This is a genomic window from Pigmentiphaga sp. (assembly GCF_033795525.1).
Lineage (GTDB): Bacteria > Pseudomonadota > Gammaproteobacteria > Burkholderiales > Burkholderiaceae_B > Pigmentiphaga.
Genome location: NZ_JARYGM010000002.1, coordinates 226519 through 239864, shown reverse-complemented (window position 1 = coordinate 239864; position 13346 = coordinate 226519). Strand labels below are relative to the sequence as shown.

The 13346-nt window shown below is 66.4% G+C and carries 13 protein-coding genes; 7 read left to right on the top strand and 6 right to left on the bottom strand.

Going from position 1 to position 13346, the window contains the following annotated elements; all coding sequences use genetic code 11:
• The first annotated feature begins 44 nt into the window (after positions 1-44).
• Both QHC78_RS05865 and QHC78_RS05860 read left to right on the top strand, forming a co-directional pair.
• Positions 45-1172 (top strand): FAD-dependent monooxygenase, encoded by a 1128-nt coding sequence (locus QHC78_RS05865; protein ID WP_319742954.1) that lies wholly within the window; start codon positions 45-47, stop codon positions 1170-1172.
• A 5-nt stretch (positions 1173-1177) separates the two neighbouring features.
• Positions 1178-2017 (top strand): IclR family transcriptional regulator, encoded by an 840-nt coding sequence (locus tag QHC78_RS05860; protein ID WP_319742953.1) that lies wholly within the window; start codon positions 1178-1180, stop codon positions 2015-2017.
• 9 nt (positions 2018-2026) lie between these two features.
• Here QHC78_RS05860 and QHC78_RS05855 read toward each other — a convergent pair whose 3' ends face one another.
• Both QHC78_RS05855 and gor read right to left on the bottom strand, forming a co-directional pair.
• Positions 2027-2875, bottom strand: a complete 849-nt coding sequence (locus QHC78_RS05855; RefSeq protein ID WP_319742952.1) for a beta-keto acid cleavage family enzyme — start codon at positions 2873-2875, stop codon at positions 2027-2029.
• Between the two features lie 10 nt (positions 2876-2885).
• Positions 2886-4241 (bottom strand): glutathione-disulfide reductase, encoded by a 1356-nt coding sequence (gene gor / locus QHC78_RS05850; RefSeq protein WP_319742951.1) that lies wholly within the window; start codon positions 4239-4241, stop codon positions 2886-2888.
• Positions 4242-4324: 83 nt separating this feature from the next.
• Here gor and QHC78_RS05845 point away from each other — a divergent pair, with 83 nt between their 5' ends.
• Both QHC78_RS05845 and QHC78_RS05840 read left to right on the top strand, forming a co-directional pair.
• Positions 4325-4942, top strand: a complete 618-nt coding sequence (locus QHC78_RS05845) for a class I SAM-dependent DNA methyltransferase (RefSeq protein ID WP_319742950.1) — start codon at positions 4325-4327, stop codon at positions 4940-4942.
• A 40-nt stretch (positions 4943-4982) separates the two neighbouring features.
• Complete coding sequence (locus tag QHC78_RS05840) at positions 4983-6110, top strand: class I SAM-dependent methyltransferase (RefSeq protein ID WP_319742949.1); 1128 nt, start codon at positions 4983-4985, stop codon at positions 6108-6110.
• A gap of 9 nt (positions 6111-6119) precedes the next feature.
• Here the strand turns inward: QHC78_RS05840 and QHC78_RS05835 are convergent, their stop codons facing one another.
• Complete coding sequence (locus QHC78_RS05835) at positions 6120-6950, bottom strand: IclR family transcriptional regulator (RefSeq protein WP_319742948.1); 831 nt, start codon at positions 6948-6950, stop codon at positions 6120-6122.
• A 244-nt stretch (positions 6951-7194) separates the two neighbouring features.
• Here QHC78_RS05835 and hmgA point away from each other — a divergent pair, with 244 nt between their 5' ends.
• The 3 genes from hmgA (at position 7195) to QHC78_RS05820 (ending at position 10855) form a co-directional block, all read left to right on the top strand.
• Positions 7195-8526 (top strand): homogentisate 1,2-dioxygenase, encoded by a 1332-nt coding sequence (hmgA, locus tag QHC78_RS05830; protein WP_319742947.1) that lies wholly within the window; start codon positions 7195-7197, stop codon positions 8524-8526.
• Positions 8523-9815, top strand: a complete 1293-nt coding sequence (gene fahA, locus QHC78_RS05825; protein WP_319742946.1) for a fumarylacetoacetase — start codon at positions 8523-8525, stop codon at positions 9813-9815. Before hmgA ends, fahA begins: the two co-directional genes overlap by 4 nt.
• Positions 9816-9880: 65 nt before the next feature.
• Positions 9881-10855: a Bug family tripartite tricarboxylate transporter substrate binding protein gene (locus QHC78_RS05820; protein ID WP_319742945.1), complete on the top strand. Its 975-nt coding sequence runs from the start codon at positions 9881-9883 to the stop codon at positions 10853-10855.
• Between the two features lie 3 nt (positions 10856-10858).
• Here QHC78_RS05820 and QHC78_RS05815 read toward each other — a convergent pair whose 3' ends face one another.
• The 3 genes from QHC78_RS05815 to QHC78_RS05805 are packed head-to-tail and all read right to left on the bottom strand — an operon-like array spanning position 10859 to position 13346.
• The gene (locus QHC78_RS05815; protein ID WP_319742944.1) at positions 10859-11875 is read right to left on the bottom strand and encodes a 2Fe-2S iron-sulfur cluster-binding protein; all 1017 of its coding nucleotides are present in this window, start codon (positions 11873-11875) and stop codon (positions 10859-10861) included.
• 26 nt (positions 11876-11901) lie between these two features.
• Positions 11902-12876: a PdxA family dehydrogenase gene (locus QHC78_RS05810; RefSeq protein ID WP_319742943.1), complete on the bottom strand. Its 975-nt coding sequence runs from the start codon at positions 12874-12876 to the stop codon at positions 11902-11904.
• Positions 12873-13346 carry an aromatic-ring-hydroxylating dioxygenase subunit beta gene (locus tag QHC78_RS05805; protein WP_319742942.1) on the bottom strand — a complete coding sequence of 158 codons (474 nt, stop codon included), beginning with the start codon at positions 13344-13346 and terminating at the stop codon, positions 12873-12875. Before QHC78_RS05805 ends, QHC78_RS05810 begins: the two co-directional genes overlap by 4 nt.

Here is a 13346-nt window from a genome sequence, read left to right as displayed (position 1 = left end):
ATATGTTCATTTTTGTACACCTCCAAACAATACAGGGGAGTCTTATGGCATCGCCTCTCATCGGCATCAGCGGTGCAGGCATAGGCGGGCTGGCAGCGGCGATCGCCTTGCGCAAGCTCGGGCTGGAATCAGTCGTGTTCGAACAAACCGCCAAATTCGGACGTGTGGGGGCCGACATCAACCTGACCCCGAACGCCGTACTGGCGCTGGACGGTCTTGGAGTGGGCGCAGCATTGCGCGAGACGGCCGCCCGGCCCACGCACCGCATCAGCCGCACGTGGGATACCGGAGAAGAAACCTCGCGGCTGGAGATGTCGCAAGCCGCCGAAGCACGCTATGGAGCGCCGCAACTCACCATGCATCGGGCGGACCTGCTCAGCACACTGGAACAGGCGGTCCCGGCCGATACCATTCGCTTGGGCAAGCGCACGGTGGCCATCGAAGAGGACGGCGACGGCATTACCGTTCGATTCGAAGATGGCACTTCTCAGCGGGTGGACGTCCTCGTCGGCGCCGATGGCATCCACTCGACCGTGCGCAAATACTTGCTTGGCGACGAGTATCCGGAGTTCACCGGTGTCGTGGCCTACCGGGCGGTGGTTCCAGCCTCCAGGCTCGAAGGCCTTCCCAACCTGGGCGCGTTCACCAAGTGGTGGGGCCCGAACCCCGAAACGCAAATCGTTACCTTCCCCCTGAACCGCGGGCGCGACATTTTCATCTTTGCCACCACGCCGCAGGACAGCTGGCGCCATGAATCGTGGACCATGCCCGGCAGCGTCGAGGAACTGCGCGCGTCCTACGCCGACTTCCATCCCGAGGCGCGGGCGCTGCTCGATGCCTGCGACGAGGTGCTGAAGTCCGCCCTGTACGTACGCGATCCGCTGCCCGCGTGGTCGCGGGGGAACATCACGCTGTTGGGAGACTCCTGCCATCCCATGATGCCGTTCATGGCGCAGGGCGCCGGCATGGCGATCGAAGACGCGGTGGTACTGGCCCGCCAGATCGCCGCCTCCCCCCATGAGCCCGCCGAAGCGCTCAAGCGTTACGAAGCGGTTCGCCGCGAACGCACCGCCAAGATCCAGATCGGGTCGCGCGGCAACAACTGGCTCAAGGAAGGCGGCAATGCCGACTGGGTGTACGAATACAATGCCTGGAGCATGACTCTGGTCTGATTGCCATGTCCCTTCCTGCCGCAGCCCTCGATAACGACGAGCCCACCGCCAAGCCGGGTGCCCTGGTGTCGCCGGTGGTGCGGGCGTTTCGCCTGCTGCGCTACGTGGTCGAGGGCGGAAGCACCTCCAATCTCAGCGAAGTGGGAAGGACCATAGACGTCAACCGTATCACGGTCATGAGACTGATCGCCACGCTGGAACACGAGGGCGTACTCGAGGCCTTGCCGCAAGGCGGGCACCGGATCGGCCTGGCCTTTCTCAAGCTCGCAACGGCAGCCACCGCAGCCAGCGACATGCTGGACCTCGGACGGCGCGTGCTCTCCACCGTACGCGAGCAATTGAACGTATCGGCCTATCTTGCGGCGCTGGACGGCGGCTACGTGGTCTACCTGCTGCGCGACATGCCGGAAGCGGGACTGATCAGCAGCGTGAAAGTCGGTACGCGCGTCGCAGCGCATCTGACCACGCCGGGCCGCATGCTGCTGGCGTGGCAGAACGATCGCAGGCTGGAGGAGCTGTTGGCGAAGGAACCGCTCGCCGGCACCCATCCCGGCAAGCTGCGCGCCCAGCTGGCGACGGACCGCCAGCGCGGCTGCGCGTGGAGCTTTTCCGGTTTTGAACAAGGCATCAACGCTTGCGCGGTGCCGGTCTTCGATGCGCTGGGCGAAGCAGTCTGCGCCATCAGCGTGGCGGGGCCCGAACTGGCCTTCGACGGGGCCGCCGCGCTCTCCCGCATCGAACGCGCGGTCAAGGAGGCGGCGCGGGATCTCTCTTCATTGCTGGGGTGTCGCGACTACCCTTCGGCCGACCCGGCTCCGGGTCGCAGGCCTGCCCGCAGGCGCTGAGACCGTCCGCTATTCCGCCAGAAACCGTTCCCTGACCTGCCCCGCCGTCGCCAGAGGCCGTCCCAGCGCAGTCGCGACCTCTGCGACTTGCCTCACCAGCGCAGCATTGTCCGGTGCCAGCGATCCATCGCGCAGGCAAAGATTGTTCTCGAAGCCCACACGCACGTGGCCCCCGAGCGCCGCCGCGGCCGCCGCGCAGGCATGCTCGTGGCGGCCGAACGCGCACATCGCCCAGGGATACGCATGGTCGTAGACGCCCAGGAAAGGCAGCAGGTCGGCCGGCGAGGAAGTCTGGCCCTCGCTGTAGCGGCCCAGCACGAACAGTACGAACCAGGGAGCTTCGGGCACGGCTCCCTGGCGGCGATAGGCCAGCCAGCGCTCGACGTCGACGGTGTCGTACAGGATGACCTGGGTCATGACGCGCTCGCGCGCCAGCCATCCGAACAACGACGCCACCCGCGCATCCGCCTGCGGGCCCAGGGCGATCTCGCGCAACCCTACCGAGACCGCCTCGGGTCTGACCGCCATGACGGCGGCTACTTGTTCGTCCGGCGCATACACGCCAGCCGCCTCGGTAGTGACTTGCACGATCAGTTCGGTACCCACGGCTTGCCGCACTGCCCGGGTCGCCGCGAGGTACGCCTCGGGTTCGAGGCTATGGGACTGGTCGGCCTTGCGCACATGCATGTGGAGGATCGCCGCGCCTTCATCCAGGCAGCGCCGGGCTGTCTCGGCGAGCTGGCCCGGCGTGACCGGCACCGCTGGGTGGTCGGAAGTCTTCTTATACGCGCCGTTGGGGGCAACGGTGAGGATGAGCGGCGCATCGAGGTCCGGCGCGATGGAAGCCGGTGGGTGCATGCTCGTCTCCTCAGGCGCCGACCGGTTCGCGCATCGTGACGAACTCCTCGGCCGCGGTGGGATGTAGCCCTATGGTCTGGTCGAACTGCCGCTTGGTCGCGCCGCATTTCAGCGCGATCGCCAGTCCCTGGATGATTTCCGGCCCGTCCGGCCCCACCATGTGGCAGCCCACCACACGGTCCGTAGCGTCGTCCACCACGAGCTTCATCATGGTCTGCTCGTCCCGTCCGGACAAGGTGTTCTTCATGGGGCGGAATTTCGACCGGTAGACGCGCACCTTGCCGTAGCGCGCACGGGCATCCTGCTCCGACAGGCCCACGGTGGCGACCGGGGGCTGGCTGAATACGGCGGCCGGCACGTTCTCCGGATCCGCTTGCATGGGATTGTCGTTGTACAAGGTCTCGGCCAGCGCGCGTCCTTCGGCGATGGCCCAGGGCGTCAAGTTGAGCCGGTCGGTCACGTCGCCCACGGCGTAGATATTCGGCACACTGGTACGCGACTGCGCATCCACCTTCACCGCGCCGCGCTCGCCCAACACCACGCCGCAGGCCTCGAGCCCCAGGCCGCGCGTATTCGGAGCGCGGCCCGTTGCCATCAGTACCTGGTCCACCACCAATATTTCGCCATCGTCGATCTGCACCGCGATGCGGCCCTCCCGCCGCGCCAGGCCGATCACACGGGTATGCGGGCGGATGACGATGCCGCGCCGCTGCAGCGCATCGGCCATGGTGGAACGGATATCCTCGTCGAAGCCGCCCAGCACCTGGTCGCGCCGTATGGCGAGCGTCACGTTGGCACCGGCGCCGCGGAAGATGCCGGCGAATTCGAGCGCAATGTAACCGCCGCCCACGATCAACACATCGTCGGGCCGCTTATCGAGCGACAAGGCCTCGTTCGAAGTAATAGCCAACTCGATGCCCGGGATGTCAGGCAGCATGGGATGCCCGCCGGTGGCGATCATGATGCGCTCGGCCGTATAGCGCCGGCCTGCGACTTCGACCGTATGCGGATCCACGAGCACCGCGCGCCCTTCCAGCAGCGTGACCCCGGCCTGGTCCAGCATCCTCCGGTAGACGCCCTCGAGCCGGTCGATCTCCTTGTCCTTGGCGGCCACCAGCGCCCCCCAGTCCAGGCGTGCGCCCTCCACGCTCCAGCCATAGCCGGCCGCGTCCTCGAAAGCCTCGGCGTACTGCGACCCATACATCAGCAGCTTCTTGGGCACGCAACCGCGAATCACGCAGGTGCCGCCCACGCGGCTGTCTTCGCAAATCGCCACCCGCGCGCCATACGAGGCTGCACGGCGGGAACCCGCCACTCCCCCCGAACCGGCGCCGATAGTGATAAGGTCATAGTCGAACGCTGACATCGAGCACGTCTCCGGCAACAAAATCATCGATAACGTCGGCTTGGATCATACCCCGTAGGACCGGCTCCGCCCGCATCCGAATCATGACGACTCCGCTCCCCGATATCTCCGCACCCACCCTGGACTACTACGAACGCAACGCGCATGCGTTCTGGGAAGGCACGCGCGACCACGATGTGTCGCAAAACATCGATACCCTGCTGCGGCACATCGACGCTGCGCCGCCGCTCTCCATCCTGGACTTCGGATGCGGCCCGGGCCGCGACCTGAAAACGTTGCGCGACATGGGGCATGAGGCCATCGGCCTGGAAGGCTCGCCGTCGTTCGTAGCGATGGCGCGCGCGCACAGCGGCTGCGACGTGTGGCACCAGGACTTCCTGGCGCTCGACCTGCCCGCCTCCCGTTTCGACGGCATCTTCGCCAACGCCTCCCTGTTCCACGTGCCCAGCAGCGAGTTGCCGCAGGTGTTGACCGCGCTGCACCGCGCGCTCAAGCCGGCCGGCGTCCTGTTTTCATCCAACCCGCGCGGCAACAACGAAGAAGGATGGAACCGGGGCCGGTACGGCGTCTATCACGACCTGGAGCAATGGAGACGCTACCTCGATGCGGCGGGCTTCGACGAGCTCGAGCATTATTATCGGCCCGCGGGCCTGCCCCGGGCACAACAGCCCTGGCTGGCAACGGTATGGCGGCGCCGATAGAGTAGACTCGCTGCCTCTTGCCGCCTACTGACGCCACGCCGTGACCACCTCCACCGACCTCCTGCATTGGCAGGACCCCGAACCGCGCCAGGCCCTCTGGCTGTCCGCCAGCGGCCACCCTGCCCCCCGGCGCGTGATGACGGCCGACGACAGCGTGTCGGCCGACCGCGCCTATCGGTGGGCGTGCGAGGGAACTGCGCTGCTGTGGCGCGGCGACTTCCAGAACGCCCGTCAACTTTTGCAGGCCATGGCGCGGCGCGTGGATCGCAAGCCCTTCAAGCCTGGCGCCACGATTACGCAGACCTTCCACCTCTATCGCCAGGCGCAGCTGCAGCGGGCACGCGTACTCGGCATGGTGCTGGTGCCCCTGAACGCAGACCTGCGCATACCGCTGCGCCGCGCACCGGACGTGCGGCAGGCCTGCCTGGAAGCATACGGCGACATCGGACAGGACGCGGTCGTATCGCTGCGCGAACTGCAAGGCGCCGTGGGTGCGCACGAGTGGCGCAAAAAAGGCGTGCCTATCCCTGCGCTGGGCGCCCGCATCCATCCCCACTACGGTGTGTTTTCCCCGATCCGGGGCGAATATGTCGATCTCGTGGCGCGTGCGCCGCTGCCCCAACCGAGCGAGGCCATCGATGTCGGTACGGGCACCGGCGTTCTGGCGGCCATGCTGGCCAAGCGGGGCGTACGGCACATCGTAGCGACCGACTCGGATCCCCGGGCGCTTGCCTGCGCGCGGGATAACGTCCAAAGGCTGGGCCTGGCCGGGCGGATAGAGGTGGTGCAGGCCGACCTGTTCCCACCCGGGCGGGCGCCGCTGGTCGTCTGCAATCCGCCGTGGGTGCCGGGCGCGGCGCACGCCGGCCTGGACCGGGCGGTCTTCGACCCGGACAGCCGCATGCTTCGCGGTTTCCTGGCCGGACTGCCGGCGCATCTGGAACCGGGCGGCGAAGGCTGGCTCATTCTCTCGGATCTCGCCGAGCACCTGGGGCTGCGCTCACGGGAAGAACTGCTGGGACTCATCGAGGGCGCCGGGCTGCAGGTCATCGACCGGCTCGAGGCCAGGCCGAGCCACGCCAAGGCCCAATCGGAATCGGATCCGCTGCATGCCGCACGGGCGGCGGAGATAACGTCCCTGTGGCGGCTCGCACTCCGTCCGGCATGATGCCGGTTTTCACTCCGTCGCGCCGGGATACCCCAGGCGCCGCGAAAGCGCTTGCGCCGCCTGGCGCACGGCCGCAGCAATCGGGCCGCCGGGATCCGAGTCGAAACGCGCGCTATTGCCCAGTGCGGTAATGGCCAAGACCAGCTTGCCGTCGTAGTCGAAGACCGGCGAACTGACCGAATCGACACCCGGCAGCACGTCGCCGGTCACGCGTCCGAGATGCTGCGCGCGCACGCCGGCCATCAATTCGCGCAGTTCGCCTGCGGTCGACGGATAGGCGCCGTGGGCGGCGCGCTCCCCCAGCTCTTCCTCGATCAGCCCGGCGGTCAGGCGCTCTTCCATGAAGGCGGCGAAAACGCGTCCGGTGGCAGAGGACAGCAGCGGCAGGACCGAGCCCGGCCGCACGTTCACCATGACAGGCCGCGGCGAATCCCGCCATTGCACCACCGTGGGCCCACGGTTGCCCCATACCGCCGCCAGGACCGTTTCCCCCAGCATGTTGCTCAACTCGTCCAGCAGCGGCGTGGCAAGGCGCACCGCATCGAGCGCCGCCAGGCTGGCCAGCCCGATGCGCAGCGCGCCCCGCCCCAGGCTGTAACGCCCCTGCACATCCTGCTCCACGTACCCGCGCCTCACAAAGCTGGCCAGGTAACGGTGGACTTTGGCGGGGTGCATCCCGGCCGCTTGAGCGATGTCCTTGAGCATCATCGGCCGGATTGCATCGGCAAAGACATCCAGCACCGTCAGACCGGTTTCCAGCGCCTGGACGCCTCCGGCGCGACCGGTCCCCTCTTCCTGTTCCGTCGGGACTCCCGGGGATGCGGCCTGTTTATCGTTCACGGTGCACCCTTAGAATTACGTATAGCGTAATCCTAGCATGCACAACGTAACAGCTTGACGAAGCAGCGCCCGATAATTACGCTTATCGTAAATAGATTACTTTGAACGTAAACAACTGGCGGGCCTTTTCCTGGCATTTCCATCGCAGGCAACGCGCCCCCAAACCGGCAAAGCGAGACAAACCCTCCACGGCCGCCCGCACCGCTTCCGGGCTGCGGCGCCGCCTTTCCAGTGCGGGACCACCATGAACGCTTCCACCCGACCCGTCGACTCACCCGCCAGCGCCGGCTATATGTCCGGATTCGGCAATGAATTCGCCACCGAGGCTTTACCGGGCAGCCTGCCCGAAGGCCGCAACTCGCCACAACGCGCTCCCTACGGACTGTATGTAGAACAGTTCTCGGGCACCGCATTTACCGCGCCCCGCAGCCACAACCGGCGCTCCTGGCTCTACCGGATCCGGCCGGCGGCCGTCCATCTGCCCTTCCAGGAAATGGAAAGTCCGCGGCTGGTGGGGGATTTCGCCCAAGTGCCGCCTACCTCCCCCAACCAGTTGCGATGGGATCCGCTGCCCATGCCCGACACGCCGACGGACTTCATCGAGGGCTGGGTCACGATGGTCGGCAACGGTTCGGCCGACGCCATGCAAGGCTGCGCCATACACCTGTACGCAGCCAACCGGTCCATGCAGGACCGGTATTTCTATAGCGCCGACGGCGAATTGCTCATCGTGCCGCAGCAGGGGCGCCTGCAGATAGCGACCGAGCTGGGCGCGATCGATCTCGTCCCCCAGGAAATCGCCGTCATTCCCCGCGGCTGCCGCTTCAAAGTGGCGCTGCCCGACGGGCAGGCACGCGGGTACATCTGCGAGAACTTCGGCCCGTTGCTGCGCTTGCCCGACCTCGGCGTCATCGGCTCCAACGGTCTGGCCAATCCGCGTGACTTCCTCACGCCCCGGGCCGCCTACGAAGATCGCGAAGGCCGCTTCGAGTTGGTCGCCAAGTTCGGCGGGCGCCTGTGGCGGGCGCAGATCGGTCATTCGCCGCTCGACGTGGTGGCCTGGCATGGCAACTATGCCCCCTACAAATATGACTTGCGCCTGTTCAACGCGATAGGCTCGATCACCTACGACCACCCCGACCCATCCATCTTCCTCGTCCTGCACGCACCCAGCGATACCCCGGGCGTGGACTGGCTGGACTTCGTCATTTTCCCGCCCCGCTGGCTGGCGGCCGAGAACACCTTCCGGCCTCCCTGGTTCCACCGCAACGTGGCCAGCGAATTCATGGGGCTGGTACACGGCGCCTACGACGCCAAGGCCGAAGGATTCGTGCCCGGAGGCGCGAGCCTGCACAACTGCATGTCCGGCCATGGCCCGGACGGCGACACCTTCGAGAAAGCCTCGAACGCCGACACCACGCGCCCACGCAAGGTGGAAGACACCATGGCCTTCATGTTCGAAACCCGCACCGTCATCAGGCCGACCCGCTACGCGCTGGAAACGGCACAACTGCAAAGCCAGTACTTCCAGTGCTGGCAGAACCTGAAAAAGCATTTTTCGCCGGAGACCCGATGAGCAAGAACGACCCCACCATCGCAGCAGACCTCAGAAGCTGGGTGGAAACTGCCAATGCGGCGGACAGCCACTTTCCCATCCAGAACCTGCCCTACGGCGTGTTCAGGCCAGCGGCCGGCGCGCAACCGCGCGTAGGCGTGGCCATCGGCGACCAGATCCTCGACCTCTCCTATCTGGAGCGATCCGGACTGCTGCGCACACCGGCGCCGCTGTTTGCCGCCGCGAGCCTGAACCCGTTCATGGCGCGTGGCCCCGAGACCTGGCGCAGCGTGCGCGCGCAGATCAGTTCGCTGCTGGCCGCCGGCACGCCGACCTTGCGCGATGACGCGGCCGCGCGCGCACAAGCTCTGGTCCCGCAGTCATCGGCCACCCTGCTGCTGCCGGTGGAGATACCGGGCTACACCGATTTCTATTCTTCCAAGGAACATGCCACCAATGTGGGGGCGCTGTTCCGCGATCCCAAGAACGCCCTGCTGCCGAACTGGCTGGAAATCCCGATCGGCTACAACGGACGCGCCTCATCGGTGGTGGTCAGCGGCACCCCGGTGCACCGGCCCAATGGCCAGATCAAGCTGCCGGGCCAGGAACGGCCCGTTTTCTCGCCCTGCCTGAAGCTGGACTTCGAGCTCGAAACCGGTTTTTTCATCGGCGTGCCCAATGGCATGGCCGAGCCGGTTGCTTGCAGCGACGCCGAGTCGCGAATCTTCGGCATGGTGCTGCTCAACGACTGGAGCGCGCGCGACATCCAGGCCTGGGAATACGTGCCCTTGGGCCCGTTCAATGCCAAGGGCTTTGCCACCACGATCTCGCCATGGGTCGTCACGATGGACGCGCTCGAACCGTTCCGCACCCGGCAACCGGCGCAGGATCCCGAGCCCCTGCCGTATCTGCGCCATGACGGCTCGCATGCCTTCGATATCCATCTCGAAGTCGCGCTGCGTCCGCAAGGCCGCGAACGGGCCGTCACCATTGCCCGCACCAATTTCAAGACCATGTATTGGACGATGGCGCAGCAGCTCGCCCACCATACCGTCTCGGGGTGCAATACCCGCGTCGGCGACCTGATGGGATCCGGCACGATCAGCGGCACCGATGCCGGCTCGTACGGGTCGCTGCTGGAGCTCACGGGCAACGGCAAACAGCCCTTGGACCTCGGCGGGACAACCCGCGCCTTCATCGAAGACGGCGACGAGGTCACGCTGACCGGCTGGTGCCAGGGCGACGGCTATCGCGTCGGCTTTGGCGAGTGCAGCGGCACCATTCTGCCCGCCTTGCCCACCCAAGGCTAGGCGGTCCGCTTGAACGGCCCGGCGGCTGTGCCACCGGGCCGAACGACGACAACCAGGAGACAAACATGAAAAGCAAATGGACGACGGCACTGGCCGCATCGGCGCTGGTTTTCTGGACTGGCGCGGCGCAGGCGGCAGACTCCTATCCTGCCAAACCCATCCGTTGGATCGTGCCCTACGCCGTCGGCGGAGGCTCGGACTTCCTGGCGCGGACCATAGGCGCGCAGCTTGCGGAAAACATCAAGCAAGCCGTGGTGGTCGACAACAAGCCCGGCGGCAACACCGCCATCGGCGCCACCGAAACGGCGCGCGCCACGCCGGACGGCTATACGGTTCTGTCGGCCGACAATGGCACGTTGGTATTCAATCCGGCCCTGTACAAGAGCCTGAGCTACAACCCCAGCCGCGACCTCGCTCCGGTCACGCTCATGGGCAAATTCCCGATGATCCTCATCGTCGGCCCTAATACGGATTTCAAGGATGCCAAGGACTTCATCGCCAAGGTAAAGAGCCAGCCGGGCAAGTACAGCTACGCCTCCGCGGGCGCGGGCAGCCCGCACCACCTGGCGATGGAACTGCTCAAGGAGCGCACCGGCCTGCGCATGCTGCACATCGCGTATCGCGGCGCGGCGCCGGCGCTGGTCGACGTTGCCGGGGGCCAGTTGCCTGCGATGATGACCGACCTGGCCGCCGGCAATGCCTTCATCAAGGGCGGCAAGGTGCGGCCGCTGGCCGTGGCCAATGCCACGCGGCTACCGCAATTGCCGGACGTGCCGACGTTCGCGGAACTGGGCATCAAGGACGTCGAGGCCTCGGCCCAGGTCGGCATGGTCGCGCCCGCGGGCACGCCCGCCAACGTAATCGGCGCGCTGCAAAAGCAGGTCGCGGCGGCGATCAAAACGCCGGCGGTGAACAAGAAGCTGGTGGACTTCGGGATCGAACCGGTGGGCAGCACGCCGCAGGACTACGCCGCGCTCATCAAGAGCGAAAGCGAGCTTTGGCAGAAGCTGATCCGCGACCTGAAGATCACCCTCGATTGATGGCTAGGCCGCAGCCGCCATGGGCACGAACGCGTCGCAATAGAACGCGTCCTGCGGCAGGCCGCGGTCATGCACGAAAGATTGCCGGGCGGCGCTGATCATCGCAGGCGCGCCGCAGGCATAGACTTCGCAGTCGGCCAGCGACGCGTAGTCGTCCAGCACGGCCTGGTGCACGAACCCCGTCCGTCCGTCCCACCCCTCGGGCACCGGATCGTCGGACAACACCGGCACGAACTTGAACCACGGGTATTTGTCGGCCCACTTGCGCGGCAAATCGGCCATGTACATATCCTCGGCGCGCCTCGTGCCCCAGTACAGGGTCATGGGGCGCGAAAGCTTGCGCTTGACCGCGTCCTCGACCACGGACTTGATCGGCGCGAAACCCGTGCCGCTGGCGACCAGCACCGCCGGCTTGTCCGAATCGCGCAGGTAGAAGTCGCCGTAGGGCAGCGATACATCGAGGATCTGGCCCGTGCTGACCGACGAAGCCAGGTACTCGGAAAACTTCCCCCCCGGCACGTGGCGCACGTGCAGCTCCACGCCGTCGTTCTGCTGCGGCGCATTGGCCATCGAGAAATGCCGGATGGTGCCGTCTTCCATTTGCACGTGCAGATACTGGCCCGCCTTGAAGCGCACCCGCGTCCCGGCGGGAAAGCGCAGCTGCAGCACCGTCACGTCGTGGGCCGCGCGCGTGAGCCGGTAGACCTTGGCGGCCACCGTCTTGCTCGCCTGGGGATCCCGGCGGGCAATATCGCGCACCGCCACCTGGAGGTCGGAACAGGGCTTGGCCTGGCACAACAGCACATGCCCGTCCCGGCGCTCCTCGTCGCCCAATACGCCTTCGCCGGTACCGCCGCGGCTTTCGCCGCCGACGATCCGGCCGCGGCAACTGCCGCAAATGCCGGTGCGGCATGAATACGGAATCTCGTAGCCGGCCGCGAGCGCGCCGTCCAGCACGGATTGTCCGGCGTCACAGGGAAATTCGATGTCTCGTTGGTCGATGCGTATGGTGTATTGCATGGATTCCATCCTCGGCCGGTTGGGAACTACCATCCGGCCAACATGCGTACCGTGCGTAGCACGGCCGACGGGTCGCCGACGCCCTGGCCTGCGATGTCGAAGGCGCAGCCATGGCCCACGCTGCTGAAAAAGACGCCGCCGCCCACCGACAGCGCGCTGGCCTGGCGGGGGCTCAGCAGCTTGATCGGGATATGGCCCTGATCATGGAACATGGCCAGGTATACGTCGTGGCGTCGCTCCGACAACATGACGTCAGCGCCCTGGGGACCGTCTGCGTCCAGTCCCATGGCGCGCAGCCGGGCCACCGCCGGCTCCGTTATCGCCTGGTCTTCATCCCCAAACAAGCCGCCCTCGCCGGCATGCGGATTGATGCCGAACACGCCCAGCCGCGGCTTCGGCACGCCCAGCCGCCGCACGGCCTCGACCACCGCCTGCGCTGCGTCGACAACCAGGTCCACGTCCATCCGACCCAGTGCATGCCGCACCGATTCGTGCAGCGTGACGTGGCCGATCCTCAATTCCGGCGAAACGAGCAGCAGGAACACGCGGTCGTCCGGCGTTCCCGTCAACTCCGCGATCAAGCCTGGATAACCGGAGAAGGGAATGCCCGCGCGGGCCACGGAGGTTTCCGAATGCGGGCATCCCACGACCGCATCGACCAGTCCGGCCTGTGCCAGCCGCACTGCCTCGCGCACATAGGCCACCGTGGCGGCGCCCGCTGCAGCGCGGACTTCACCTGGCGCGTAGTCAGCCGCCGGCAGCGCCGTCACCTCCGCCCACGGCAGCTCGCCGGGACGACGCCCGGCAGCCGGATCGAACGCCGTCAGGGTCATGCCAGGCGCGTAACGGGAAACCTGCTCGCGCAATACAAAGCCGTCGCCTACCAACACACAGTCCACAGGCTCGTCCCGCAGCTGGTAGGCGGCCTTGACGGCGATCTCCGGGCCGATGCCGTTGGCATCGCCCAGCGTAATCGCGATGCGCTTGCGGCTCACGTTCATAGCGGAATCGCCAGCAACGTGTCGATGTTCTGGCTGTCGCATACGGCGATACGTTCGGCGAATTTCAATTGGCCATCGGCGCCTTCGACGACGCGGTCCAGGTAGCGTCCCGATGCGAACACGTCCGTCGTGCCGTCGCGCATGATCCGCACTACCAGGAACGGCGTCTCGACCCGGACCGCATCCTCGTCGACGCCCAGCACGAACGGCAGGCCGACGATGTGGCGATAACGGTGGCGTTCGTAGACGTTCGCCTCGCGCAGCGCCGAGACACGGTCCTGCAGCATCGCCCGCGTATCGGCATAGATCACGCCCGCCTGCATGCCGGCCGCATGGTTGTCCGCGGTATTGACGACATACAGGCAGCGTTCCTCGAAAAACGCCGGCCAGGCTTCCACGTCATCGTTGTCGATGCAGCGCGCGTACGCCGCATTCAGGTTGGCCAGCCGTGCTTGCGAAAAATCCGCCAT

What these genes read in the sequence shown, in the direction of transcription:
- QHC78_RS05865 (WP_319742954.1), top strand. Translation starts at nt 45, where the DNA reads ATGGCATCGCCTCTCATCGGCATCAGCGGTGCAGGCATAGGCGGGCTG.
- QHC78_RS05860 (WP_319742953.1), top strand. Translation starts at nt 1,178, where the DNA reads ATGTCCCTTCCTGCCGCAGCCCTCGATAACGACGAGCCCACCGCCAAG.
- QHC78_RS05855 (WP_319742952.1), bottom strand. Translation starts at nt 2,875, where the DNA reads ATGCACCCACCGGCTTCCATCGCGCCGGACCTCGATGCGCCGCTCATC.
- gor (WP_319742951.1), bottom strand. Translation starts at nt 4,241, where the DNA reads ATGTCAGCGTTCGACTATGACCTTATCACTATCGGCGCCGGTTCGGGG.
- QHC78_RS05845 (WP_319742950.1), top strand. Translation starts at nt 4,325, where the DNA reads ATGACGACTCCGCTCCCCGATATCTCCGCACCCACCCTGGACTACTAC.
- hmgA (WP_319742947.1), top strand. Translation starts at nt 7,195, where the DNA reads ATGAACGCTTCCACCCGACCCGTCGACTCACCCGCCAGCGCCGGCTAT.
- fahA (WP_319742946.1), top strand. Translation starts at nt 8,523, where the DNA reads ATGAGCAAGAACGACCCCACCATCGCAGCAGACCTCAGAAGCTGGGTG.
- QHC78_RS05820 (WP_319742945.1), top strand. Translation starts at nt 9,881, where the DNA reads ATGAAAAGCAAATGGACGACGGCACTGGCCGCATCGGCGCTGGTTTTC.
- QHC78_RS05815 (WP_319742944.1), bottom strand. Translation starts at nt 11,875, where the DNA reads ATGCAATACACCATACGCATCGACCAACGAGACATCGAATTTCCCTGT.
- QHC78_RS05810 (WP_319742943.1), bottom strand. Translation starts at nt 12,876, where the DNA reads ATGAACGTGAGCCGCAAGCGCATCGCGATTACGCTGGGCGATGCCAAC.
- QHC78_RS05805 (WP_319742942.1), bottom strand. Translation starts at nt 13,346, where the DNA reads ATGGCGGATTTTTCGCAAGCACGGCTGGCCAACCTGAATGCGGCGTAC.